This is a genomic window from Segatella copri (genome assembly GCF_024330485.1).
In the GTDB taxonomy this organism is placed as follows: domain Bacteria; phylum Bacteroidota; class Bacteroidia; order Bacteroidales; family Bacteroidaceae; genus Prevotella; species Prevotella copri_L.
In genome coordinates this window covers 42,123-63,585 of sequence record NZ_JANDWX010000020.1, presented here as the reverse complement: position 1 = coordinate 63,585, position 21,463 = coordinate 42,123, and the positions used below count along the sequence as shown (strand labels likewise).

Genomic DNA, 21,463 nt, shown 5'->3' with positions numbered 1-21,463 from the left:
TCGTAATCTATCTGCTGCGAAATACCAAGACTTCTATATTTGTCTAGTACAGCCTGTAATTCTAACACATACTTTTCCATTTTGCAACTTCTATTTTTTAAGGCACAAAGATAGGTAAATTATATTAGAATCACGAATGATTATGAAGAATTTTGCAAATTATCCCTCATTTTTTCTATGATTATATTGTAGCATTGCCCCCTTTCACTCATTTTCGTAAAAAGGTCATGAAGGGTTAAAGTCATTTCGGGTCATTTTCATTTTTTATTTCCGTTATCCGGTCATTAAGGTCACGGTCATTAAGGTCATTAAGGATTTCGGGGTTCAAAAATATCCCTCAACATCCCTCTATCTTATAAAATAAGGTTAAATCGAGTTCGTCCTGCCAACAAAATCCATCCATATAATCACTTTTCTGAATATTTTTTGTATTTTTGCAGATATATTGCAAGAATGTAGGGGGGGGTAAGCATGGCTTATCCTCCTAGATTAAAGGCGCATAATTATTAAAAGATTAGAGAATGAAGAAAATATTTATCATGAGCATTATAACCATGCTATCAAGCCTGTCTTCTTGTCAGGCGCAAAATAAGGGCTATAAGAGTCTGTCGGCAGATGACTATGAGAAAGCCATCGCTGACACCGCAGTAATCCGTCTCGACGTACGAACCGCAGAGGAGTTTGCCAATGGGCATATTCGTGGCGCAATCAACATTGACGTACTGAAATCAGACTTCGAGCAGAAGGCAGCTGCCACTCTTCCCAAAAGCAAGACTATCGCCGTGAACTGCCGAAGCGGCAAGCGAAGCAAAAATGCCGCAGCTATTTTGACAAAGAACGGCTATCAGGTAATAGAACTCGATTCCGGCTTTATTGGCTGGCAGGCAGCAGGAAAAGAAATCGTAAAGGAGTAAATTGAAATAATCTGACTCAAGTTTCGCAAGTAAGCCCCACACGCCCTGTTTGGGGCTTGCCATTAGGCTTGATGCAGTTTATGAGCAAGGAAGCCACGGTAAAGGCAACCCCTACCCCAACCACGCCTGTCCATCCATAATGCTGCCAGGACAGGCCAGAAACGAAAGTTCCGGCAGAACCACCCAGGAAATAAATGGTCATATAAACGGTATTGATACGGTTGATGGCAGATGCGTCAAGGGCTACTACGCTGGTCTGATTCGACAAATGGATGCATTGCATACCGGCATCAATCAGCAAGATGGCTATTATTATCCACAAGTAGCTGTCATTCCCCCAAAATGCCAGCAGCCAGGCAGCCAACAAGACGCATCCTCCGGCAACAGAGAAGAACCTTGCACCATACTTTTGGACGTAGCCACTGATGAAGACCACCGTAGATGCACCTGCCAGTCCGCACAAACCGAGAGCTCCAATCATGTCGTCGCCAGCAAAGAAAGGCGACTGCTTCATCCGGAAGGCCAGGCAACTCCATAAGGCGAAGAAGGAACCATACGCCAATGCCGCCCTTAGCGACGCGATTTGCAAGTATGGGTATTTGAGGAGCAGGCGCAACAATGATTTCATCAACCCTGCATAGTTTTCCCGCGAACGGGCAGACAACTCTGGCAGCATCCTGTGAATGAGCAGAAAACATCCGAGCATAAACACACTAGCCACAAGATAAACAGAACGCCATCCCCATTCGTCGGCCAGCAGGCCGCTGAAGACACGTGAACCTAGAATGCCTACGAGCAGGCAGGATTGTATGATTCCCACATTGCGCACCTTGCGTGAAGGTGTGGAATGATAAGACACCAGCGGGATGAAGAACTGCGGCATTACCGAAGATGCGCCAGCAACCAGGGATGCGCCCCACACCCAATAGATGTTCGGAGCAAGGGCTATGGCAAGCAAGGCGCACAAAGAAATGATGTAATTGGCCTGTATCAGTTTCTTTCGTGAATCCAGATCACCAAGCGGAATGACAAATACAAGTCCTACCACATAGCCTATCTGGGTCAAGGTAGCTACCATGCTGGCAGAAAAGTCTGATACCGCAAACTCTTTTGCCATACTGCCCAGCAAGGGCTGGTTGTAATAGCAGTTGGCAACGGAAAGTCCGGTAGCTACTGCCATCAGAGCCAGCAGAGGTGCCGGAATACCTTGGTTCTCTCTCAATTCATACTTCATTTTTCGCCTCTCTTTTTTTTAATATGACACAATCTTCAATCCAATCAAGGAAGCAATGAGCGTGAAGAGGAAGAAAAGCCTGATGGGAGTGGCTGGTTCCTTGAAAACGAATATCCCTATCAAGACCGTACCCACTGCCCCGATGCCTGTCCAGATGGCGTAGGCCGTGCCCAAAGGCAAAGTCTGCACCGCCTTGGCGAGAAAAGCCATGCTCAGAATGGTGGAAGCAAGGAAACCGCTCCCCCACAGATAAAACCAAATTCCTGATGCTGCTCTCGCTTTTCCCAAGCAGAACGTGAGGCTCACCTCAAATAATCCTGCGAACAATAAAATTATCCAATTCATATCTATTAATTTATTTTATAATTTTAAATTCGGGTGCAAAAGTAAGCAAAAAAAAACTAAAAGCTTTTTGCATTTGACAAAAACGGATTTTGCATTTGCAAAAAAACAACCATTTACTTTCGTTTTCGTGTGAAATTTTATAATTTTGCACACCAAATACAGCAAAAAAGAATATGGATATAAAAGAAATCATTAATAAGAGATACGCCATGCCGGATGCGTCTTTGGACAAATTGCAGCGATGCTTAACGGAAGTTTCATATCCCAAAGGATTCCGGGTGTTGGAAAGAGGTAAGGTGGAGAAGAACATCTTTTTCATCAAGAAAGGCATTGTCCGCGCATATACTTCAGTGGACGGAAAGGAAATTACCTTTTGGTTTGGCAAAGAGGGAGCGACTATTGTCTCCTTGAAAGGCTATGTGAACGACGAGCCAGGATATGAGACGATGGAGTTGATGGAAGATTCGGTCTTATATAAATTGGAAAGAAAACAGCTGAAAGAGTTGTTTTTGGATGATTTACACATCGCCAATTGGGGACGGCGTTATGCAGAGATGGAGCTGCTTGCCACCGAGGAACGACTGATTTCCATGCTATCCGCCATCGCTTCGGAAAGGTACAAGGAGCTGCTAGAGAAAGAACCAGACTTATTACAAAGGTTGCCATTGGGAAGCATCGCCACCTATTTAGGTGTAACGCAGGCAAGCCTGAGCCGGATTAGGGCAAAAATCACACAGCCGTAATCCGAATCATCATCCACCATGAGCAGCCTGTGCTGATGACGCATTTACACATTCCTTTCGCATATCAGGAAGCTAAGTTTCGCCAGTGGTTTAACTACGGGCTGAAAGCCCAAAAGCAAAAAAAATCCCAGTCAGGATAAAACCTTGACTGGGATTCTTATTTTAAATCTCTCTCTTATTTTTCTCATCTATAAAAAGATGATTACTTCAAACCACGGTTGATAAGGGTTGTGTTGAGAAGCATCACGTACTTACGATACTGACTGTTGTCCAAGATAACGTGCATGTACTTGAGATCCTTCAAAACTGCCTTGTCAATCATTGCAGAACGATCCTCACCCTTAGCTGTTGCAGCATTCATCATGTCTGCGGTGAAGTTCTTGTGTACATCAGCTACAGCCTCTACCTGATCGATGTTCAAGCTCAAAGCATCTGCCAAGCTAGACATCTTAATGTTCATGTTGTAAGCTGCTGTTGCATTTGTCTCCTCATCTGCTGCGAATGTAGCTGTTGCCATTGCAAACATAGCTACTGCTAATACCATAATCTTCTTCATAATCTTTTTACCTTTCTTTAATTTGTGAGTCCTGCACATCCGAAGACGCCGGCTCTGTTAAACATTATCCTATAGTCTTTTTCTTTAAGACGCTGCAAAGATACGAACTTTTCTCTGTGTGCGCAAACATTTCTTGGGGTATTTTCAGTTTTCCGTCTATTTCTTGACTTAAATCAACAACAATACACCCAAAAAGGCATCAGAACGTTAGAGATATTACATTTTCTCTATCATTTTGTAATATCATCGAAAAAAAAGCCCTTTTTCTTCGTTTATACCAATTATTATTTGTACCTTTGCAGAAGATTCAACCTATAAAACAAGCAAAATGGTACAGGAAAATCATATAGACAAGGCACTCGCCTTTATGGAAAGTCTCGAGAAACTGGGCAACCAGCTCAAGGCGGCTGAGGAACACCAGAAACAGCTCATCGCCCGAATGCTGGATCTCAAGAAAGAGAATCAGACCGACGGCGAGGAATATGCCGAACTCTCGCAGAAGAGCAAAAGTCTGCAGGACATCATCGACAAATGGCGCCCTATCTATCTGGAGCGCATGGAGATGGTAAAGAGCGTAAGCATTCAGAAAAGAAAAAGAAATAATAAAAAATAAATATAGAAATGGAAACAAACAACAAGAACAAGTTTATTGTAGTTTCATACGCACTGTATGATGTAACTAAGGGTGACAACGGCGAGGAGATGCTCATCGAGCGCACAACCGACGAGCGTCCGTTTATCTTCATCAGCGGTATGGGTGTTACCCTGCCAGCTTTCGAAGAGAAGGTGGTAAACCTGGCTAAAGGTGAAGAGTTCGACTTCCAGCTGGACCCAGAGCAGGCTTACGGACAGCACTATGATGAGCGCGTACTGGAGCTCGACAAGCAGATTTTTACCGTCAACGGCCAGTTTGATGCACAGCACGTACAGGTAGGCGCTATCATCCCATTGCAGAACGAGGATGGCAACCACTTCAACGCTGTAGTGAAGAACATCAGCGAAACAAAGGTAACCTGCGACCTGAACCACCCATTGGCTGGCTTGAAGCTTAACTTCTGCGGTCAGATTCTCGAGAGCCGCGAGGCTACTGCTGAGGAAATTGCCAAGATGGCTCAGATGATCAGCGGCGAAGGTGGCGGCTGCTCAGGTGGCTGCGACAACTGCGGCGGCGACTGCAAGGATGGCAACTGTGAAGGTGGTTGCGAAGGCGGCTGCAACAAGTAATAAACACCTTTATAATATATAAGGTAATGAGGAATACATTTGGCAATCTTTTCACTCTCACTACGTTTGGAGAGAGTCATGGAATAGCTGTAGGAGGCGTTATTGACGGATTTCCTGCAGGCATAGAAATCGACATGGACTTTATCCAGAGCGAGCTGAACCGCCGACGCCCAGGACAGAGCCACATCACTACGGCCAGAAAGGAAGCTGACAAGGTAGAGTTTCTGAGTGGTGTGTTCGAAGGCAAATCAACAGGAACCCCTATCGGTTTTGAGGTGCGTAACCAGAACCAGCATTCTCAGGACTATGAGAACATGCGCTGTCTGTTCCGTCCTTCTCACGCAGATTTCACCTATCACGAGAAGTATGGCGTACGCGATCATCGTGGCGGCGGCCGTTCTTCAGCCCGCATCACCATTGCCCGATGTGTAGGTGGAGCCTTGGCTAAACTTGCCTTGCGACAGTTGGGCATCAGCATCACGGCTTATACATCACAGGTGGGCAGTATTGCGCTGGAGAAAGATTATCATCTGTATGACCTTAACACCATAGAAGATAATCCGGTGCGCTGTCCTGACCAGCAGAAGGCGAAGGAAATGGAAGATCTCATCGCCCAGGTTAAGGCTGACGGCGATACGATTGGCGGAATCATCACTTGCGTCATCAAGGGTTGCCCGGTAGGATTGGGCGAGCCTGAGTTTGACAAGCTTCATGCACAACTGGGTGCTGCCATGCTTGGCATTAACGCCGTGAAGGGTTTTGAATATGGCGAGGGATTTGCCGGAGTTACTGCCCGCGGAAGTGAGCAGAATGATGTCTTTATCCCGAAGGCTGATGCTGGAGAGATGCCAGAAGATGCTGCCGTGAATCAGGATGTTGCTGCCCGTATTACAACAAAGAGCAATCATAGCGGAGGAATACAGGGCGGTTTGAGCAATGGTCAGGACATTTATTTCCGTGTTGCCTTTAAGCCGGTTGCTACTCTGCTGATGGAGCAGAATACGGTAGATTTGGAAGGAAATGCCACCACGCTGACTGCCCGCGGCCGTCATGATCCATGCGTTTTGCCAAGAGCCGTGCCAGTGGTTGAAGCCATGGCTGCCATGGTTATCCTGGATAACTATCTCTTGAATAAAACAGTCAGAATCAGTTAATAGTTAATAGTTTATAGTAAATAGGGCTTTCTTGCGACAAGCAGAGTTCTTATTTACTATAAACTATTATTTTTTATCAGTTTCCCTCTACTTTAAGCTAGTTTGCTATACGGCGAAGCCGCTATAAACTATAAACTATTAACTATTTCTAAAGTTTACTGTCCTTTAATAGTTTGGGGCAATAGTCATTAAAAAAGCATTTATCGCAGAGCGGTTTCGTACTCTTGCAAATATATCTGCCATGCAGCAGAATCCAATGATGCGCATTCGGAATATCCTCAGCCGGAATGTGTTTCATCAGATAATCTTCTACTTTTCGGGGCGTATCTGCCGTTTTCGGCACCAACCCCATACGATGACTCACACGGTAAACATGCGTATCCACCGCCATCGTAGCATGACCGAACCATACGGCACGAATCACATTCGCCGTCTTGCGCCCCACTCCTGCCAACTTCTCCAAATCATCCGCAGCCTCAGGCACCTCACCTCCGAACATATCAACCAGCTGGCGAGACATTTCAGCCAGATGCTTCGCCTTGGCATTCGGATAACTCACCGAACTGATCAACTCATAAATATCTTCCTCACTCGCTTGTGCCATGTGCTGCGCATCAGGATAACGGGCAAAGAGAGCAGGCGTAACCATGTTGATGCGTTTGTCGGTGCATTGCGCAGAAAGCAAGGTAGCCACCAGAAGCTGAAATGCGCTACCGAACTGCAACTCGGTAGTTACATTCGGCAGCGCACTTCTGAAATGATTCAATATAAAATCGTATCTTTCCTTACGAAGCATTTCTCTTACTTTTTAGCAGGAGCAGTTTCCTCTTTCTTCAGCTTACCCTTGTAAGCCTTGTTCAAGCCGGAAATCACCTCTTTTGTAATATCGTAAGCCTTGTCAGCATAGAGCAGATTATCGCCGCTCTTAGAGAAGATGATGCTGTACTTCTTGTCCTTGTTGTAGCGGGCAAGATAGTTAGCAATGCTGTCGTGGAGCGCCTTGTTGTACTTCTCCTGCTCAGCAGCAAACTCGTTGCTCAAGCGCTGCTGCAAGCCCTGCAGGTCGTTGTTCTGCTTCTGCAGTCCAGCCTGAATAGCCTCAGCCTGCTCGCGGGTGTAAGCATTCTGCTGAATCTTCTGCTGGAAGTTGGCTGCTGCAGCCTGGAGCTGCTGGCCCTTCTGCGCAATAGTAGCCTGAATGTTCTGACCCTTCTTCTCCAAGATAGAAGAATACTCCTTAGCAAAGGTATACTGAGTCATGATAGAGTCTACCTCTACATAAGCAATCTTCAATTCAGCAGGAGCCTTGCTCTCTGACTTAGCCTCTACCTGAGGCTGAGATTTGTTGCATGATGCCAATGACAGGGCAGCAACAGCTGCAATTGCCACTGAACTCAAAATGTTCTTTCTCATTTTTTCTATCATATTATATTATTACTATTTTCTAATACGCCTTGTTGGCTTCCCTTGCCTCGCGGTCCTGATCCACCACACAATGAATGCCCTGCTTGCGCAAGCCCGGATTGTCGTGCACATGCTGGGAAGAGAACTTGCCGTTCTTCTTAAAAATCAACTTTACGCAAAATAATGCCATGCAAATAGCAATTATTAACACGCTTAATAACATTAATTTTATCATTTTTATTACCTTTGCAGTGCCTTAGTGCACTTTTGGGTGCAAAGGTACTATTTTTTTGGGAATAACCAAAACAAAATAGCAGAAATAAATGTTTTATCAAAACAAAATAATAGAAAATAAATGAATAAAAGTGAATTGAAGCCTGCTCTCGTGTTCGAGCAGTTCGCAAAAATCAACGAAATACCTCGCCCTTCCAAGCACGAGGAGAACATGATTGAGTTTTTGAAATCTTTCGGTGAGGCTCATCAGCTCGAAACGCTGGTAGATGAAACCGGTAATGTGCTCATCCGCAAAGCTGCCACTCCAGGCTACGAGCATGCTGAAACCATCATCCTGCAGAGCCACATGGACATGGTTTGCGATAAACTGGTAGATGTTGATTTCGATTTCCACAAAGACGCCATCCAGACTTACGTTGACGGAGAATGGCTTAAGGCAAAAGGCACTACATTGGGTGCTGACGACGGTATAGGCTGCGCCATCGAACTGGCTATCCTGGCAAGCAACGATATTGAGCATGGTCCTATCGAGTGCGTCTTTACACGTGATGAAGAAACCGGACTGACCGGTGCTCACGGCATGAAGGCGGGCTTTATGACCGGAAAGATGCTCATCAACCTCGACTCAGAGGATGAGGGCGAAATCTTCGTATCCTGTGCCGGTGGTCAGACAACCCATGCCACTTTCCACTTCTCACGCGAAGAGGCTCCTGCGGGTTATTTCTTCATGGAAGCTTCGCTGAAGGGTCTCAACGGTGGTCACTCGGGTGATGACATCAACAAGAAGCGCGCCAATGCCATCAAGATTCTTGCCCGCTTCCTCTTCCTCGAAAATGAGAAACTGGATGGAAGCCTGCGCCTCGTAAGCTTCAACAGCGGCAAAATGCACAATGCGATTCCTCGCGACGGAAAGATTGTTTTCGCCGTCAAGAATGCTGATAAGGAACAGGTTCGTGCCGACTGGAACATCTTTGCATCAGAAGTAGAAGATGAATTCCACGTAACCGAACAGACTATGCAGTTCAATATGAGCAGCAGCGATGCTGCACCTGTCATCGAGAAAGCTGTAGCTGACAAGTTCGTAATGGCTCTCCAGGCTGTAGACAACGGTCCGCTTACTACCTGTCAGGATGAGGCGATTGCCTGGATGGTAGAAACCTCAAGCAATGTGGCAAGCGTGATGACCGATGAAAGCAGCATCAACATCGTAGCTTCTCAGCGAAGTAACGTGATGAGCAATCTGGCGAACATGACCAACACCGTAAAGGCAGCCTTCCTTCTGGCTGGCGCCGAGGTAACTGTAGGCGACAAGTATCCTGCCTGGAAGATGCGCGCCAACAGCGAGCTTACCGACCTGGCTGTGAAGGCTTACGAAAAGCTCTTCGGCAAAAAGCCATTGGTAAAGGGTATTCATGCCGGTTTGGAGTGTGGTCTTTTCTCAGAGCGTTATCCTGAGCTCGATATGGTAAGTTTCGGTCCTACCCTCCGCAATGTTCACACCCCAGACGAGGCTCTTCTCATTCCTACTGTAGAGATGGTTTGGGACCACTTGCTGGAGATTCTCCGCAGCGTGGCTAAATAAGCAAGCGTGCTAAATAAAGCAGCGCGGCTTAATATAAAGAAGATGTCTATGATAAAGAAAATGATGTTTGTCATGGTTTCAGGACTTGTGCTGATGTTCACCTCGTGTGGCGATCAGCACAAGGCTCAATCTCTGGTCAAGGATTTTCTTAATGAAAACCTCGTTGATCAGGACTGCAGCTATGAGCGGTTCTCCCGCCTCACTCCTACCGCCATGATCAGTTTCGGCCAGATGAAGGAGATGCGACAAAATGTCAGCAAGCTGCCTTACGTCAAGAAGAATATTGATTATAATGATGCAGCTTATCCCGACACCTTATTATATTTAAGGGCTACATACAAGCTGACCAACCATCAGGGCGAGAAGCAGGAAGTAACCCAAACTTTTTATCTTGATAAAGGTTTGACAAGAGTAATCGGGTTTAAGGAAAACTGAAAAATAGTAAAGAATTGCCTTTCAGCAAGGCAGTAAGAATAAACAGAAAGAGTTGACTAGCATTTTAACTAGCCAACTCTTTTTTCATATAATCTCTTATTTCTTTTCTAGCCAGAGTCAGACGATTCTCAGCCGCTTTATATCCGAGGTTCAGACTTTGGGCAATCTCGCTCACCTGCATTCCTTCGAAAAGGTTCAGGCGGTAAACCTTGCTTCTCTTCTCCGTGAGCCTGGCAATGCCACGCTCCAGAATCTCGTTGGTCTGCTGGGCAGAGAAAACAGATTCGCCATCAACATCATATCTTCCCATCCAGTCGGTAGCTCCCAGGAAGTGTTCATACTCCTCAATCTTATGCTTGCGACGGTAATAATCGATAATCAGATTCTTGGCAATGGTGTATACAAAACAAGGTAAAGTAACAGGCGTAATCATCTTATCGCCTCGAAGTAATCGCACAAAAGTATTCTGCACGATGTCTTCAGCCTCGTCTGCCGGAAGCGAACGGGACATGACATACAACTTCAGCTCGTTGTAGTGTTCAGAGTAATAATCAGCAATAATGCTGTAATTTGAATTTGTTTGTTCCATGATGGCGATTTTTTTAATCATGTTTTTCGTTTATCGATATTGCAAAGGTAATAAAAAAAAGGAAAGCCACCAAAGGAAAGCGAAAAAAAATGTGCTAAATGTTCGTTTTGAAACATTTAGCACATATGATAGAAACAATTTGTAACATGAAATGTTACGCATCGCAAAGTTTTATTTCTTAATTCAAACTTTTTTACAGGTTGGATTACTTAATCATGTCAACGCTTCTCTTGAGGAATGCGTCGAGCGAAGCACCCTTCAACATACCGTTCTGAAGAAGGGCGAGGTCGATGAGCTGGTGAACAATGTTGTTGTTCTTAGCATAACCCGAGATGATTTCGTTGCGTTTAGCCTTCTCATCGCTGATGGCCTTCTCTGTGTTGTGAACATCATCCTTCTCCTGCTGGGTAATCTCTTCAGGCTTCTTCTTGTTCTGCTCCTGATGGAGTACGGCAAGGCGAGCTTCCTGACCCTTGATTTCTGCAAGGATTGGCTTCAATGTTTCAGCAGTGTTGGCCTCAGCATCTTCCAATACCTTCTTTACCAGAGCATGGTCTGAGTTCAGTACTATGTTGTAGCTGTCTGGCATCTGACCGTAGAAGTTCATGCCTGCCTGGAACTGGCTCATCGCCTTCATACGGCGCATGTACTCGTTCTGAGTGATGAGCACTGGCTGGTTCTGTTCGCCCAAAGCCTGAATCTCAACAAAGAATTCTGTCTTGTCGAGTTGAGGCATCTGAGAGCGGAATACTTCTGTCAAGTTGTCAGACTGCTCTTTGCTCAAATCGGTCTTCTTAGCATCTTCCTTCACGATGAGGCGGTCGATAATGTCGGCGTCAACACGTGTAAAGCGGCACTTCTCCAACTTCTGCTCCAGCATGTTTACCATCGGCGTATCGAGCTGACCTTCCATCAGGAGTACAGAATAACCCTTCTGCTTGGCAGCTTCGATGTAAGAATACTGCTCTTCCTTATTGTTGGCATAGAGATAAACCAGGTTGCCGTCCTTATCGGTCTGATTGTCCTTAATCAGCGTCTTGTACTCCTCGAAAGTAAAGTACTTGCCCTCAACATCTTTCAGAAGTGCGAAGTCCTTTGCGCGCTCGTAGAAATCTTCCTGAGAGAGCATTCCGTAGTTGATGAAGATCTTGAGGTCATCCCATTTCTCTTCAAACTCCTTGCGGTTCTCCTTGAAGATAGAGTTCAGACGATCGGCTACCTTCTTGGTGATGTAGGTAGAAATCTTCTTCACGTTGCTGTCGCTCTGCAGGTAGCTTCGGCTTACGTTCAGCGGAATGTCCGGTGAATCGATTACACCATGAAGCAATGTGAGGAATTCTGGTACAATGCCTTCTACCTGGTCGGTTACGAACACCTGGTTGCAATAGAGCTGAATCTTGTTGCGCTGCATGTCGATGCTGCTCTTGATGCGTGGGAAGTAGAGAATACCCGTGAGATTGAATGGGAAGTCTACATTCAGATGAATCCAGAACAACGGGTCGTCCTGCATTGGATAAAGGGTGTGATAGAACTTCTTGTAGTCCTCATCCTTCAAGGTGCTAGGAGTCTTGGTCCAGAGAGGCTCCACATTATTAATAATGTTATCCTCATCAGTCTCCACATTCTTGCCGTCCTTCCACTCGGTCTTCTTGCCGAAGGCTACAGGCACTGCCATAAACTTGCAGTACTTGTTCAGAAGTTCCTCAATCTTGCTCTTCTGCAGGAATTCCTTGCAATCATCAGCAATATGGAGGATGATGTCTGAACCACGCTCAGCCTTGTCTGCATCTTCGATTTCGAAAGCAGGTGAACCATCGCAGCTCCACTTTACAGCCTTGCTTCCCTCTTTGTAGCTCTTGGTAATGATTTCTACCTTGCTGGCTACCATGAAAGAAGAATAGAAGCCGAGACCGAAGTGGCCGATGATGGCGTTGGCATTCTCCTTATATTTGTCGAGGAAGTCAGTTACGCCTGAGAATGCAATCTGGTTGATATATTTATCGATTTCCTCCTCAGTCATACCTATACCATGGTCGCTGATAGTCAAGGTTCCAGCCTTCTCATCGAGATAGACACGAACGGTTGTGTCGCCTATCTCGCCCTTGAAATCGCCCTGAGCTGCAAGAGTCTTCAACTTCTGTGTAGCATCTACGGCGTTTGAAACCATCTCACGGAGGAAGATGTCGTGATCTGAATATAAGAATTTCTTGATAACAGGGAAAATGTTCTCTGTCGTTACACCAATATTACCTTTCTGTGCCATAATATAAAATGTTTTTATTCGTATTTACTTTATTATTGTTTGGCAAGGGGGCTTACAAATAGCGTGCCAAAATAAAGGGGAAGAACAGAAAGGCTCAAAATACAACACGCCCAGCAAGAGCAAAAGCTTCATTGCATTAGGAAATATACAAAGCTTTATGCTATTGCAGGGCGTGCGAAGTAAACTTACGAAAATTGAATCTTATGATTAAATATCTCTTGGAAATCCCTTTGCCAAACCGCCTTCGCTTGTTTCCTTGTAAAGCGAAGGTAGGTCATGACCCGTCTGTCGCATCACTTCAACTACACGGTCGAAAGATACGGTATGATGGCCATCTGAGAAGGAAGCGTAGAGGTCTGCATCCAAAGCTCGGGCGGCAGCAAAGGCATTTCGCTCGATGCAAGGAATCTGAACCAGTCCGCAAACCGGGTCGCAGGTCATTCCGAGATGATGCTCCAATCCCATTTCGGCAGCATATTCTACCTGAGCCGGACTGCCTCCGAAAAGCTGACAGGCTGCAGCCGAAGCCATGGCGCAGGCAACACCTACCTCGCCCTGGCAACCTACATCAGCACCACTGATAGAAGCATTCTGCTTTACGATGTTGCCCACCAATCCGGCTGTAGCTAAGGCTCTCAAGATGCGCTGTTCACTCATATCATGAGAAGTAAACATGTGGTAGAGTACAGCTGGCAATACACCACAGGCGCCACAGGTAGGAGCTGTAACAATGGTGCCACCCGAAGCATTCTCTTCGCTCACAGCCAGCGCATAAGCATAAACCAAGCCGCGGCTCTGCAGGGAAGCACGGTAACCCTTCGCCTTTATATAATAGGTGGCAGCCTTACGCTGTAGCTTCAGCGGACCAGGCAAAACACCTTCATGGTCTAAACCATTCCTGATGCTCTGCTTCATCGTTTGCCAAACCATGTCGAGATAATCCCAGATATCTTCCGATTCGCATTTCTCAACATACTCCCAGAATGAGCGTCCGTTATCATAGCACCATTGCTTGATGTCGGCGAGCTTGTTCAGATCATAAACATCCTTGGCGCCCAGCTCTTCGTTGCCGGCAGTACCATCTGATATGGCTCCACCACCAATACTGTAAACGGTCCATTCTTCAATAATATCACCGTTCAGATCCTTGCCCACAAATTTCATTCCGTTGGGATGATAAGGCAGGAAAGTCTGTGGCTGCCAGATAATATTCACAGTTTTATGAGGTTTGAGCACTTCTTCTATTGCCACATCAGTCATGTGTCCCTTACCTGTAGCTGCCAGACTTCCATAGAGGGTTACTTCATAATAAGAAGCGTTAGGGCAACGCTCCAGAAAAAGTTTGGCTGCACGCTGAGGTCCCATCGTATGACTGCTCGATGGTCCCTTACCTATTCTATATAATTCCTTTAATGACTTCATTTTTCTCGTATTTAATATTTTTACTTATCGATTTTTCCCTTTTAATGGGCTCAGTTACTTATTTCTTCAGTTTACCATCCGAAAGTTACTTCATCTGCTTGGCTTTCAGGATGATGACATCCGTGAGAGGTCTGTCGTTGTTCGCCTTATCGGTAGCCACATTCTGAATCTTATCAACCACATCCATGCCTTCAAGCACCTCTCCGAAAACAGTGTAGCCGTTGTCAAGGTGAGGAACACCACCATGCTTGATGTAGCCCTTCTGCAACTGTTCAGAAGGAATGGCGTAATACTTGCCGTCCCGTTTCAGTTTTTCTACATAATATTCCATCTGCCGGGAAGAAAAATTTCTGCCCCAGGTGATGTAAAAATCAGTAGACGCCGAAGCTTTGGTCGGATTTTCATCATCTCCTTCGCGAGCAGCACAGAGCTGTCCGCGCTTATGATAATATTTAGGATAGATGATTTCTGCCGGAACCGTATAGTTTACATCAAACTTCTGCGGCTTTTCCATGTTCACCTTTCTGCATGAATAATCGCCACCCTGAATCATGAAATTCTTGATGACACGCTGAAAGATACAACCGTCATAATAGCCCGAATTGACAAGTTTCAGGAAATTATCCCGATGCTTGGGAGTATCGTTGTAGAGAGCCACGAGAATGTTGCCCATCGTAGTTTCCAGCAACACCTGAGGGCAAGTTGGATCGTGCGGTGTTTCCCAGTCGAGCAGAGAATCGGGCTTAGACGCCACAACTTTTCCGGCTGGTTCTGATGTGTTCTGATTGCCTTCACTCTGAGCGAATGTCGTAACAGGCACCGTAAGAAGAGCGAGTGTCAATAATCTGATGATCTTCTTCATATTTTTGTATAATTTTACATCTATTTATGTTATCGGATGCAAAGATAATGATTTTATTCTAAAAAATTGATTTTTTATGCGGGAAAAGTTCCTTTGTTTCATACATTCTTCATATCTTTGCACCAGAAGACAGAAAATGCAATCAATTATGAAGAAAAAAATATATATTATCATCGCTTTTTGCACTTTCCTCACTACAGAAGCAAGTGCACAGCAACAGGTAAGCTTCGGACCATTGCACAGTCCGGACAGTCCGCGCGAAGAATGGTTGCTGCCTGGCGATACGGTTTACCAGGCAGGAAAACCTATGATTTATCAGGGAAAACCGGTGAAGAATGCATATATGACTCCTGCCCGACTATCTGATAAGAAAGAAACTCTCGGCAAAAACGGATTGCTGGGTGATGCTTCGCTAGACAGCACCTATTATAATAATCCCATCTCCAACCTTACCAACAGTTTGAGTTATCCGTTAGGCTATGGCTGGGGGCTGCACAAGGGATTGAATCTCTCGGTAGATCTTTCTGCCTTTGCCACATTCGGCAAGAATGTGCCTCACAGAGGTGGTTTCACTCAGACGATCGATGCAACCTACCTAACGCCACTCACCAAAGATAACAAACTTTGGTTGGCTCTGGGCACTTATATCAACAACGTAAACTATGGTGGAGACAGTTATCATGACGGTGGAGTCTACGGCATTCTGGGCTACCAGTTTAATGAGCATTGGGAGGCTTACGTTTACGGTCAGCTTAGTGTAGCCAACAATTACAATTCTCTCTACGGCCGTTATGGCGGTTATGGCTATGGTCCCTACGGCTATTCGCCTTGGGGCTACGGAATGTATCCTTGGGGTATGGGAAGAGGAATCATGCCGGGTGGCTACGGAATGGGAGTACCTGGCGCCAACGTTTTAGGAGCCGGTGTAAGATACACTAATTCCAAAAAGACTTTCTCTATCGGCTTAAACGTAGAAGGAGTATGGTATGATAATAAGACACCGTCCTATTTTAAGCAATACGACTATCCTGTGCCAAAGGCGCCTGAAAAAGATTAAGGAAAAGGATAAAGCATAAAAAAAAGAGGTTCACTTTTCAATATAATCATATTGAAGTGAACCTCTAAGTTTATTCTGAAAAGAATCAGTTTACATAGCATCATCTCTCTCCATGAGATTATACCTATGAGTTTAGAATCTATTCAGCGAGAATCTGGACTATTCTTTCTGCTGAGCGGCCATCCCATCTGTCAGGAATGCCCGCTTTCTTCCATTCACCCTTCAGAAGTTTCTGCATAGTTTGCTTCAGTAACTCCGGATCTTCAGCAACCAGTTCGTTTGTACCCACCTTTACGGTTTCAATATGCTCAGTATAGCTGTTGAGCGTAATGCAAGGAACCCCATTGAAGGTAGCTTCTTCAGCCACATTACCCGAATCGGTAATCACACCTTTGGCGTGAGTTGTAAGATAAGCAAACGACAGATAATCGAGCGGCTGAACCACCTGGATTCCACTCTGATGATTACTCTCTTCCTGATAAGCCTTGAATGCGAGCACGAAGCCCAAGGCTTTACCTCGAAGCGGAGCAATCACCTTCACTCCAGCCTGGCGCGCCTCTTCATCTATGACAGAAATGAGCGATTTCATCTCATCAATGTTATTGACGATGGCCTTGCGGTTCAAGGTCAGAACCATATATTCGCCTTCTTTCAGGTGATATTCGTCCATGACTTCCGGACGCTGCATTTTAGACTGAAGGAAACGGATGTTGTCGATAAGCACATTTCCTACCATATAAACCTTAGACAATTCTGCACCTTCCTTGTTGGCGATGCTGTTGTTTGAAATGCCAGCGGTAAAGAGAATATCTGACAAGCCATCAATCACCAGACGGTTGATTTCCTTTGGCATGGTAATGTCAAAACTGCGGGTTCCGGCTGCAATATGAGCAAGCTGCACACCCTGCTTCTTGGTAACAATAGCCACAGCCATGGTTGAAGCCAGATCATCTACCACAATGACAACATCTGTAGCATTCTGCTGCAGATAGCGCTCAAACTGACCCATCACCTGTCCGGTAAGTTCGTTCATGTTTGGACAGTCTACGCCGAGATAAGCATCCGGTTTCTGAATGCCTAAGTCATCGAAAAGAGAAGATTCCAATGTCGGGTCATCCTCTTTTCCTGTGTAAACCAACTGATAGCTGATTTCGTTACCAGCTTCCTGAGCATTACGAATTGCTCTAATTACGGGCGCAACCTTGATAAAGTTAGGTCTTGCGCCTGCAACGATACAGATTTTCTTCATTTTTATCCTGTTTTATATTTTTTACTTACTGAACTTGCAGTTTACTGATATTCAGAGTGCTTTATTTCTTGAGTCAAAAGGCATTATCCCTTGACTCAGAGGTCTTTATCCCTTGAAAAGGTCTTTGATTCCTCCTATAGAACCCAAGAGATTGGTTGCCTCGTATGGCAGATAAACCACCTTATTATCCTTACCCTGTGCTACTTCCTGCATCATGCTGATGTATTTCTGGGCCAGGAGATAGTTGGCTGGATTCGTACTCTGTCCTACAGCTTCCGTAATCTTCTGAATGGCAATAGCCTCGGCCTCAGCCTTACGGATGCGGGCAGTAGCCTCACCTTCTGCATTCAGGATAGCCTGCTGTTTGGCAGCCTCAGCCTTGTTCACGATGGCAGCCTTCTCACCTTCTGAGAGCAGGCGCTGCTTTTCCTTCTCACCTTCAGAAGTCAGGATGGTAGCTCGCTTGTTGCGTTCAGCCTGCATCTGCTTTTCCATCGCCTGGAGCACACTCTCTGGAGGTGTAATATCCTGCAACTCTACTCGGTTTACCTTGATTCCCCACTTATTGGTTGCATCATCCAAAACTGCACGGAGTTTGGTGTTAATCGTATCGCGGGAGGTAAGAGTCTGGTCAAGTTCCATCTCACCTATTATATTACGCAAGGTAGTTTGTGTCAGTTTCTCTATGGCGTTTGGCAGATTGTTGATTTCATACACACTCTTGAATGGGTCCACAATCTGAAAATAGAGCAACGCATTTATCTGCATCTGGATATTATCCTTAGTGATTACATTCTGACGGTCGAAATCGTAGACCTGTTCACGAAGGTCGATGCTGTTTGTATAAAGGTATCTTCCGTTTCTCATCGCCACAATATCCTTGGCATGGTCAATGAAAGGAATGATGATATTAATACCCGGCTTGAGCGTAGCAAAATATCGTCCGAGACGCTCTATGATTTTCGTCTCACTTTGAGGGATGATGACGATGGTTTTCTTAACCACTACGAGTGCAAGTACTACTAGAGCCACCAGCACATAAATTCCTATGTTCATGATGTTTATACGATTAAGTGAATAATGTTGAATTTAAACTTTTCCTACCTAAACTTTTTCTACCTTGAGGATAATAGATTCGTGACCTAAGATTCGAACCTTATCGCCTACAGCAAGCGGTTCGGCAAGATGCGGAGCTTCCGCTTTCCAATCATCTCCATCCAGCTTCACTCTACCATATCCTCCGGCAGGAATCATCTCGGTCACTTCCCCAATCTGTCCTGCCAGCGCATCGGCGTTACTGCGGCGGTCTTCCCCACCCTTGTGTAGCGATTTCAGCAGATGCGGACGAACCAACCAGATGCTAAGCATAGAGCAGATAGCCCAAACCACTACCTGCACCCAGAAAGGTGCTCCTACTAATGCCACAGGAATGCTGATGAGCGCACCAATGGCAAAACAAGTAACATAGAAATCGCCCGAAGACAACTCTAAGATGAGGCAGATGAACATCACCGACGTCCATACCAGCCAAAGGTTATGAGATAAATACTCCATACTTAACTATTTTAATTTGATTCTTCAGATTCGAGAGATTCGAAAGAGAAGATGAATTCATTTCTTCAGATTCGAGAGATTCGGAAAATTCCTTATCTTCTGCGGGTTGTAGTCTTCTTTTTGCTACTGGTCTTCTTGGTTGTAGAAGTCTTGCTCGTAGAACCTACCTTATAAATTGTCTGAGGTTTATAATACTTCAGCGCAGTAGGCATTTCCTTCTGCAAGGCAGCAATACGCTTGGCGTCTGAAGGGTGATCACTGAAAATATCGCTCTGATTGCTGCTAGAGCCCTGCGACATTCTCTTCCAGAAAGGAATGGCCTGCTGAGGATCATAACCAGCCATGGCAGCGAAGATAAGCCCCATGTAATCTGCCTCGGTTTCATTATCACGGGAATACTTCAGATTGCGGAATGAGAAATACTGTCCGGCAACTGCACTTGCCACATTACCTACACCATTACCTACTGTCTGGTTCAACACAGTTCCCAGGATGCTTGTACCGGTTTGCTGATTCTGCTGTTTGGTGAGCTGCTCAGCACTATGTTTAGCCACAGCATGAGCTATTTCGTGACCCAAAACGATTGCCAAACCGGTATCATTCTGAGTGTAAGGCAAAAGTCCTTCATAAACCACGATTTTACCGCCAGGCATACAGAATGCATTGGCAGACTTATCTTGTACCAGGTTGAATTCCCATGAATAATTCTTCACGTCGGCTTCAAATCCATTCTGCTTCAAATAGAGTTCAACAGCATTGGCAAGTCTTTTTCCTACCCGCTGAACCATCGCCGTATTGGCTGCATTGGTCGACTTCTTGGCAGAAGCCATGTACTTTGTGTATTCCTGATTAGACAGACTGAGAACCTGCTCATCGGATACAGAGATGCGATGAGTGCGACCGGTCAGAGGCACCGTCTGAGTAGTGCCGCAAGATGACAGCGCAAGGACTGCCACAACCGTCAAAACTAAAACCTTAAACTTTTTCATCTTAACTTACTTATGTATATTAAATATGTTTATTCATTAAGTTTATGTGCTGTTTGAAACACATTTTCTCTGCAAATATACTATTTCTAGTTGAAACCACCAAAGAAAAATGAGAAAAACATGAAATATAACCTAAAAATAACACAAGATAACTGACAAAAAAGGGGTGTACGAAAAAAAGATGGCAAAAAAATAAGGTGTGGCACAATCTTTGCAGTTTCGCAAAACCGTCAGACTGCCAGATGGCAGCTGCCCGAGAAAGCAGCATTATCAGCAGACTGGGTTTAAGAAGTATAACATTAAAATATTTTAATATGAACGCAAAGAAGGAAGTGCCTGTATTGCTCTTGACAGGCTACCTGGGTAGTGGAAAGACAACCCTTCTCAACAAGATTTTAGCTAACGAAAAAGGTATTAAGTTTGCCGTCATCGTCAACGATATTGGTGAAGTCAATATTGATGCAGCCCTGATAGAAAAAGGTGGCGTAGTAGGTCAGAAAGACGATTCGCTCGTTTCTCTCCAGAATGGTTGCATCTGCTGCACATTGAAGATGGACCTGGTAGAACAGCTCAAGGAAATCGTAGACATGAAGCGTTTCGATTACATTGTCATCGAGGCTTCCGGAATCTGCGAGCCTGCTCCTATTGCACAGACCATCTGTTCTATCCCATCCCTCGGTCCTCAGTACATCGAGAATGGCATTCTGCGCCTTGACAGCATCGTTACCGTAGTAGATGCTTTGCGCATGAAGGATGAATTCTCCAACGGCAGCGACCTGATGAAGAAGAATATGGATGAGGAAGATCTGGCTTCGCTCGTCATCCAGCAGATTGAGTTCTGCAACATCATTCTTCTGAATAAGGCTGCAGAGGTTGAGCCTAAGGAGCTGGAGCACCTGAAGCAGATTATCCACGCCATCCAGCCTAAGGCAGAAATCTTTGAATGCAACTATGGTGACGTTGACTTGAATCTGATCGTCAACACTAAGAAGTTTGATTGGGAAACCGTATCCACTTCAGCCGGTTGGATTCAGGAGATTGAATCAGAAAGAAACGAAGAGCATGAAGAAGATGAAGATGATGACGAACATGAGCATCATCACGATCATGACGAGGAAGACGAACATGAGCATCATCATCATGACCACGATGACCATGACCATGACGAGCATGAACATCATCACCATCATCATCACCACGATCATGACCATGATCATGAAGGCGGAGAAGTTGAGGAATACGGAATCGGCACCTTCGTTTACTACCGCCGCAAGCCTTTCGACCTGGGTCTCTTCGATGATTTCGTAGCAAGAAAATGGCCTAGAGACGTGGTTCGCGCCAAGGGAATCTGCTATTTCGATGATGAGCGCGACATGTGCTACGTGTTCGAACAGGCTGGCAAGCAGAAGACAGTAAAGCAGGCTGGTCAATGGTTGGCTACCATGCCGAAAGACGAACTCGCCCAGGTCTTGATGAATAATCCACAGCTGCAGAAGGAATGGGATCAGGAATTGGGCGACCGCATGATAAAAATCGTATTCATCGGTCAGCATATCAAGGAACAGAAAGATGCTATCATTGCTGAGCTCGACAAGTGCTTGGCGTAGAAGCTTATTCACCCGGCTTCCTAGCATAAAGCAAAGGAAAAATAGC

The 21,463-nt window shown here is 45.4% G+C and carries 23 protein-coding genes; 9 read left to right on the top strand and 14 right to left on the bottom strand.

Annotation, left to right across the window (positions count from 1 at the left end; all coding sequences use genetic code 11):
* The first annotated feature begins 521 nt into the window (after positions 1-521).
* Positions 522-914 (top strand): rhodanese-like domain-containing protein, encoded by a 393-nt coding sequence (locus tag NNC77_RS11330; protein ID WP_006846644.1) that lies wholly within the window; start codon positions 522-524, stop codon positions 912-914.
* 16 nt (positions 915-930) lie between these two features.
* Here the strand turns inward: NNC77_RS11330 and NNC77_RS11325 are convergent, their stop codons facing one another.
* Both NNC77_RS11325 and NNC77_RS11320 read right to left on the bottom strand, forming a co-directional pair.
* The gene (locus NNC77_RS11325) at positions 931-2,148 is read right to left on the bottom strand and encodes an MFS transporter (protein ID WP_254971057.1); all 1,218 of its coding nucleotides are present in this window, start codon (positions 2,146-2,148) and stop codon (positions 931-933) included.
* 18 nt (positions 2,149-2,166) lie between these two features.
* Positions 2,167-2,493 carry a DMT family transporter gene (locus NNC77_RS11320; protein WP_117694755.1) on the bottom strand — a complete coding sequence of 109 codons (327 nt, stop codon included), beginning with the start codon at positions 2,491-2,493 and terminating at the stop codon, positions 2,167-2,169.
* Between the two features lie 173 nt (positions 2,494-2,666).
* On the opposite strand from NNC77_RS11320, the gene NNC77_RS11315 reads away from it, so the two are divergent.
* On the top strand, positions 2,667-3,236 hold the full coding sequence (locus NNC77_RS11315; RefSeq protein WP_117586557.1) for a Crp/Fnr family transcriptional regulator: 570 nt from the start codon (positions 2,667-2,669) through the stop codon (positions 3,234-3,236).
* A gap of 202 nt (positions 3,237-3,438) precedes the next feature.
* On the opposite strand, the gene NNC77_RS11310 is transcribed toward NNC77_RS11315, so the two are convergent.
* Complete coding sequence (locus NNC77_RS11310; protein WP_022120210.1) at positions 3,439-3,792, bottom strand: hypothetical protein; 354 nt, start codon at positions 3,790-3,792, stop codon at positions 3,439-3,441.
* 328 nt (positions 3,793-4,120) lie between these two features.
* Between NNC77_RS11310 and NNC77_RS11305 the strand changes: the two genes are divergently transcribed.
* The 3 genes from NNC77_RS11305 to aroC are packed head-to-tail and all read left to right on the top strand — an operon-like array spanning position 4,121 to position 6,170.
* Entirely contained in the window at positions 4,121-4,405 is a 285-nt protein-coding gene (locus NNC77_RS11305) for a hypothetical protein (RefSeq protein WP_118415353.1), read from the top strand.
* 8 nt (positions 4,406-4,413) lie between these two features.
* Positions 4,414-5,016, top strand: coding sequence for an FKBP-type peptidyl-prolyl cis-trans isomerase (locus NNC77_RS11300; protein ID WP_254971056.1), 603 nt, complete (start codon positions 4,414-4,416; stop codon positions 5,014-5,016).
* Positions 5,017-5,042: 26 nt separating this feature from the next.
* Positions 5,043-6,170 (top strand): chorismate synthase, encoded by a 1,128-nt coding sequence (gene aroC, locus NNC77_RS11295; RefSeq protein ID WP_254971055.1) that lies wholly within the window; start codon positions 5,043-5,045, stop codon positions 6,168-6,170.
* 148 nt (positions 6,171-6,318) lie between these two features.
* Here the strand turns inward: aroC and nth are convergent, their stop codons facing one another.
* The 3 genes from nth to NNC77_RS11280 are packed head-to-tail and all read right to left on the bottom strand — an operon-like array spanning position 6,319 to position 7,809.
* Positions 6,319-6,966, bottom strand: coding sequence for an endonuclease III (gene nth / locus NNC77_RS11290; RefSeq protein ID WP_254971054.1), 648 nt, complete (start codon positions 6,964-6,966; stop codon positions 6,319-6,321).
* 5 nt (positions 6,967-6,971) lie between these two features.
* Complete coding sequence (locus NNC77_RS11285; protein ID WP_117694835.1) at positions 6,972-7,583, bottom strand: OmpH family outer membrane protein; 612 nt, start codon at positions 7,581-7,583, stop codon at positions 6,972-6,974.
* A gap of 31 nt (positions 7,584-7,614) precedes the next feature.
* Positions 7,615-7,809 (bottom strand): hypothetical protein, encoded by a 195-nt coding sequence (locus NNC77_RS11280; RefSeq protein ID WP_006846653.1) that lies wholly within the window; start codon positions 7,807-7,809, stop codon positions 7,615-7,617.
* Between the two features lie 120 nt (positions 7,810-7,929).
* Here NNC77_RS11280 and NNC77_RS11275 point away from each other — a divergent pair, with 120 nt between their 5' ends.
* Positions 7,930-9,390 carry an aminoacyl-histidine dipeptidase gene (locus tag NNC77_RS11275; RefSeq protein WP_218458297.1) on the top strand — a complete coding sequence of 487 codons (1,461 nt, stop codon included), beginning with the start codon at positions 7,930-7,932 and terminating at the stop codon, positions 9,388-9,390.
* Positions 9,391-9,438: 48 nt separating this feature from the next.
* On the top strand, positions 9,439-9,825 hold the full coding sequence (locus NNC77_RS11270) for a hypothetical protein (RefSeq protein ID WP_254971053.1): 387 nt from the start codon (positions 9,439-9,441) through the stop codon (positions 9,823-9,825).
* Between the two features lie 64 nt (positions 9,826-9,889).
* Here the strand turns inward: NNC77_RS11270 and NNC77_RS11265 are convergent, their stop codons facing one another.
* The 4 genes from NNC77_RS11265 to NNC77_RS11250 all read right to left on the bottom strand — a co-directional run bounded on the left by NNC77_RS11265 (position 9,890) and on the right by NNC77_RS11250 (position 14,961).
* Complete coding sequence (locus NNC77_RS11265; RefSeq protein ID WP_194253321.1) at positions 9,890-10,435, bottom strand: RNA polymerase sigma factor; 546 nt, start codon at positions 10,433-10,435, stop codon at positions 9,890-9,892.
* Between the two features lie 184 nt (positions 10,436-10,619).
* Entirely contained in the window at positions 10,620-12,677 is a 2,058-nt protein-coding gene (gene htpG / locus NNC77_RS11260; protein ID WP_254971052.1) for a molecular chaperone HtpG, read from the bottom strand.
* Positions 12,678-12,884: 207 nt separating this feature from the next.
* Positions 12,885-14,099, bottom strand: coding sequence for an L-serine ammonia-lyase (locus tag NNC77_RS11255; RefSeq protein WP_217746147.1), 1,215 nt, complete (start codon positions 14,097-14,099; stop codon positions 12,885-12,887).
* Between the two features lie 85 nt (positions 14,100-14,184).
* Entirely contained in the window at positions 14,185-14,961 is a 777-nt protein-coding gene (locus NNC77_RS11250; protein WP_254971051.1) for a peptidylprolyl isomerase, read from the bottom strand.
* Positions 14,962-15,109: 148 nt separating this feature from the next.
* On the opposite strand from NNC77_RS11250, the gene NNC77_RS11245 reads away from it, so the two are divergent.
* Positions 15,110-16,018 carry a hypothetical protein gene (locus NNC77_RS11245; protein ID WP_254971049.1) on the top strand — a complete coding sequence of 303 codons (909 nt, stop codon included), beginning with the start codon at positions 15,110-15,112 and terminating at the stop codon, positions 16,016-16,018.
* A 139-nt stretch (positions 16,019-16,157) separates the two neighbouring features.
* On the opposite strand, the gene NNC77_RS11240 is transcribed toward NNC77_RS11245, so the two are convergent.
* From NNC77_RS11240 to NNC77_RS11225, 4 genes are all read right to left on the bottom strand, one after another.
* Positions 16,158-17,267 (bottom strand): UDP-N-acetyl glucosamine 2-epimerase, encoded by a 1,110-nt coding sequence (locus tag NNC77_RS11240; RefSeq protein ID WP_254971048.1) that lies wholly within the window; start codon positions 17,265-17,267, stop codon positions 16,158-16,160.
* Positions 17,268-17,372: 105 nt separating this feature from the next.
* A complete protein-coding gene (locus tag NNC77_RS11235) occupies positions 17,373-18,323 on the bottom strand; it encodes an SPFH domain-containing protein (protein WP_254971046.1) in 951 nt (316 codons plus the stop codon).
* 48 nt (positions 18,324-18,371) lie between these two features.
* On the bottom strand, positions 18,372-18,821 hold the full coding sequence (locus tag NNC77_RS11230; protein ID WP_022120198.1) for an NfeD family protein: 450 nt from the start codon (positions 18,819-18,821) through the stop codon (positions 18,372-18,374).
* 92 nt (positions 18,822-18,913) lie between these two features.
* Complete coding sequence (locus tag NNC77_RS11225) at positions 18,914-19,810, bottom strand: M48 family metallopeptidase (protein ID WP_254971044.1); 897 nt, start codon at positions 19,808-19,810, stop codon at positions 18,914-18,916.
* A 314-nt stretch (positions 19,811-20,124) separates the two neighbouring features.
* Between NNC77_RS11225 and NNC77_RS11220 the strand changes: the two genes are divergently transcribed.
* The gene (locus NNC77_RS11220) at positions 20,125-21,417 is read left to right on the top strand and encodes a CobW family GTP-binding protein (RefSeq protein ID WP_254971043.1); all 1,293 of its coding nucleotides are present in this window, start codon (positions 20,125-20,127) and stop codon (positions 21,415-21,417) included.
* Positions 21,418-21,463 lie beyond the last annotated feature (46 nt).

Bases quoted from the DNA above. Each gene is read 5' to 3' on its own strand.
- NNC77_RS11280 (WP_006846653.1), bottom strand. From the start codon at position 7,809: ATGATAAAATTAATGTTATTAAGCGTGTTAATAATTGCTATTTGCATG.
- NNC77_RS11265 (WP_194253321.1), bottom strand. From the start codon at position 10,435: ATGATTAAAAAAATCGCCATCATGGAACAAACAAATTCAAATTACAGC.
- NNC77_RS11220 (WP_254971043.1), top strand. From the start codon at position 20,125: ATGAACGCAAAGAAGGAAGTGCCTGTATTGCTCTTGACAGGCTACCTG.
- NNC77_RS11235 (WP_254971046.1), bottom strand. From the start codon at position 18,323: ATGAACATAGGAATTTATGTGCTGGTGGCTCTAGTAGTACTTGCACTC.
- aroC (WP_254971055.1), top strand. From the start codon at position 5,043: ATGAGGAATACATTTGGCAATCTTTTCACTCTCACTACGTTTGGAGAG.
- NNC77_RS11310 (WP_022120210.1), bottom strand. From the start codon at position 3,792: ATGAAGAAGATTATGGTATTAGCAGTAGCTATGTTTGCAATGGCAACA.
- htpG (WP_254971052.1), bottom strand. From the start codon at position 12,677: ATGGCACAGAAAGGTAATATTGGTGTAACGACAGAGAACATTTTCCCT.
- NNC77_RS11315 (WP_117586557.1), top strand. From the start codon at position 2,667: ATGGATATAAAAGAAATCATTAATAAGAGATACGCCATGCCGGATGCG.
- NNC77_RS11270 (WP_254971053.1), top strand. From the start codon at position 9,439: ATGATAAAGAAAATGATGTTTGTCATGGTTTCAGGACTTGTGCTGATG.
- NNC77_RS11250 (WP_254971051.1), bottom strand. From the start codon at position 14,961: ATGAAGAAGATCATCAGATTATTGACACTCGCTCTTCTTACGGTGCCT.
- NNC77_RS11255 (WP_217746147.1), bottom strand. From the start codon at position 14,099: ATGAAGTCATTAAAGGAATTATATAGAATAGGTAAGGGACCATCGAGC.
- NNC77_RS11245 (WP_254971049.1), top strand. From the start codon at position 15,110: ATGAAGAAAAAAATATATATTATCATCGCTTTTTGCACTTTCCTCACT.
- NNC77_RS11275 (WP_218458297.1), top strand. From the start codon at position 7,930: ATGAATAAAAGTGAATTGAAGCCTGCTCTCGTGTTCGAGCAGTTCGCA.
- nth (WP_254971054.1), bottom strand. From the start codon at position 6,966: ATGCTTCGTAAGGAAAGATACGATTTTATATTGAATCATTTCAGAAGT.
- NNC77_RS11305 (WP_118415353.1), top strand. From the start codon at position 4,121: ATGGTACAGGAAAATCATATAGACAAGGCACTCGCCTTTATGGAAAGT.
- NNC77_RS11325 (WP_254971057.1), bottom strand. From the start codon at position 2,148: ATGAAGTATGAATTGAGAGAGAACCAAGGTATTCCGGCACCTCTGCTG.
- NNC77_RS11240 (WP_254971048.1), bottom strand. From the start codon at position 17,267: ATGAAGAAAATCTGTATCGTTGCAGGCGCAAGACCTAACTTTATCAAG.
- NNC77_RS11230 (WP_022120198.1), bottom strand. From the start codon at position 18,821: ATGGAGTATTTATCTCATAACCTTTGGCTGGTATGGACGTCGGTGATG.
- NNC77_RS11320 (WP_117694755.1), bottom strand. From the start codon at position 2,493: ATGAATTGGATAATTTTATTGTTCGCAGGATTATTTGAGGTGAGCCTC.
- NNC77_RS11285 (WP_117694835.1), bottom strand. From the start codon at position 7,583: ATGAGAAAGAACATTTTGAGTTCAGTGGCAATTGCAGCTGTTGCTGCC.
- NNC77_RS11330 (WP_006846644.1), top strand. From the start codon at position 522: ATGAAGAAAATATTTATCATGAGCATTATAACCATGCTATCAAGCCTG.
- NNC77_RS11300 (WP_254971056.1), top strand. From the start codon at position 4,414: ATGGAAACAAACAACAAGAACAAGTTTATTGTAGTTTCATACGCACTG.
- NNC77_RS11225 (WP_254971044.1), bottom strand. From the start codon at position 19,810: ATGAAAAAGTTTAAGGTTTTAGTTTTGACGGTTGTGGCAGTCCTTGCG.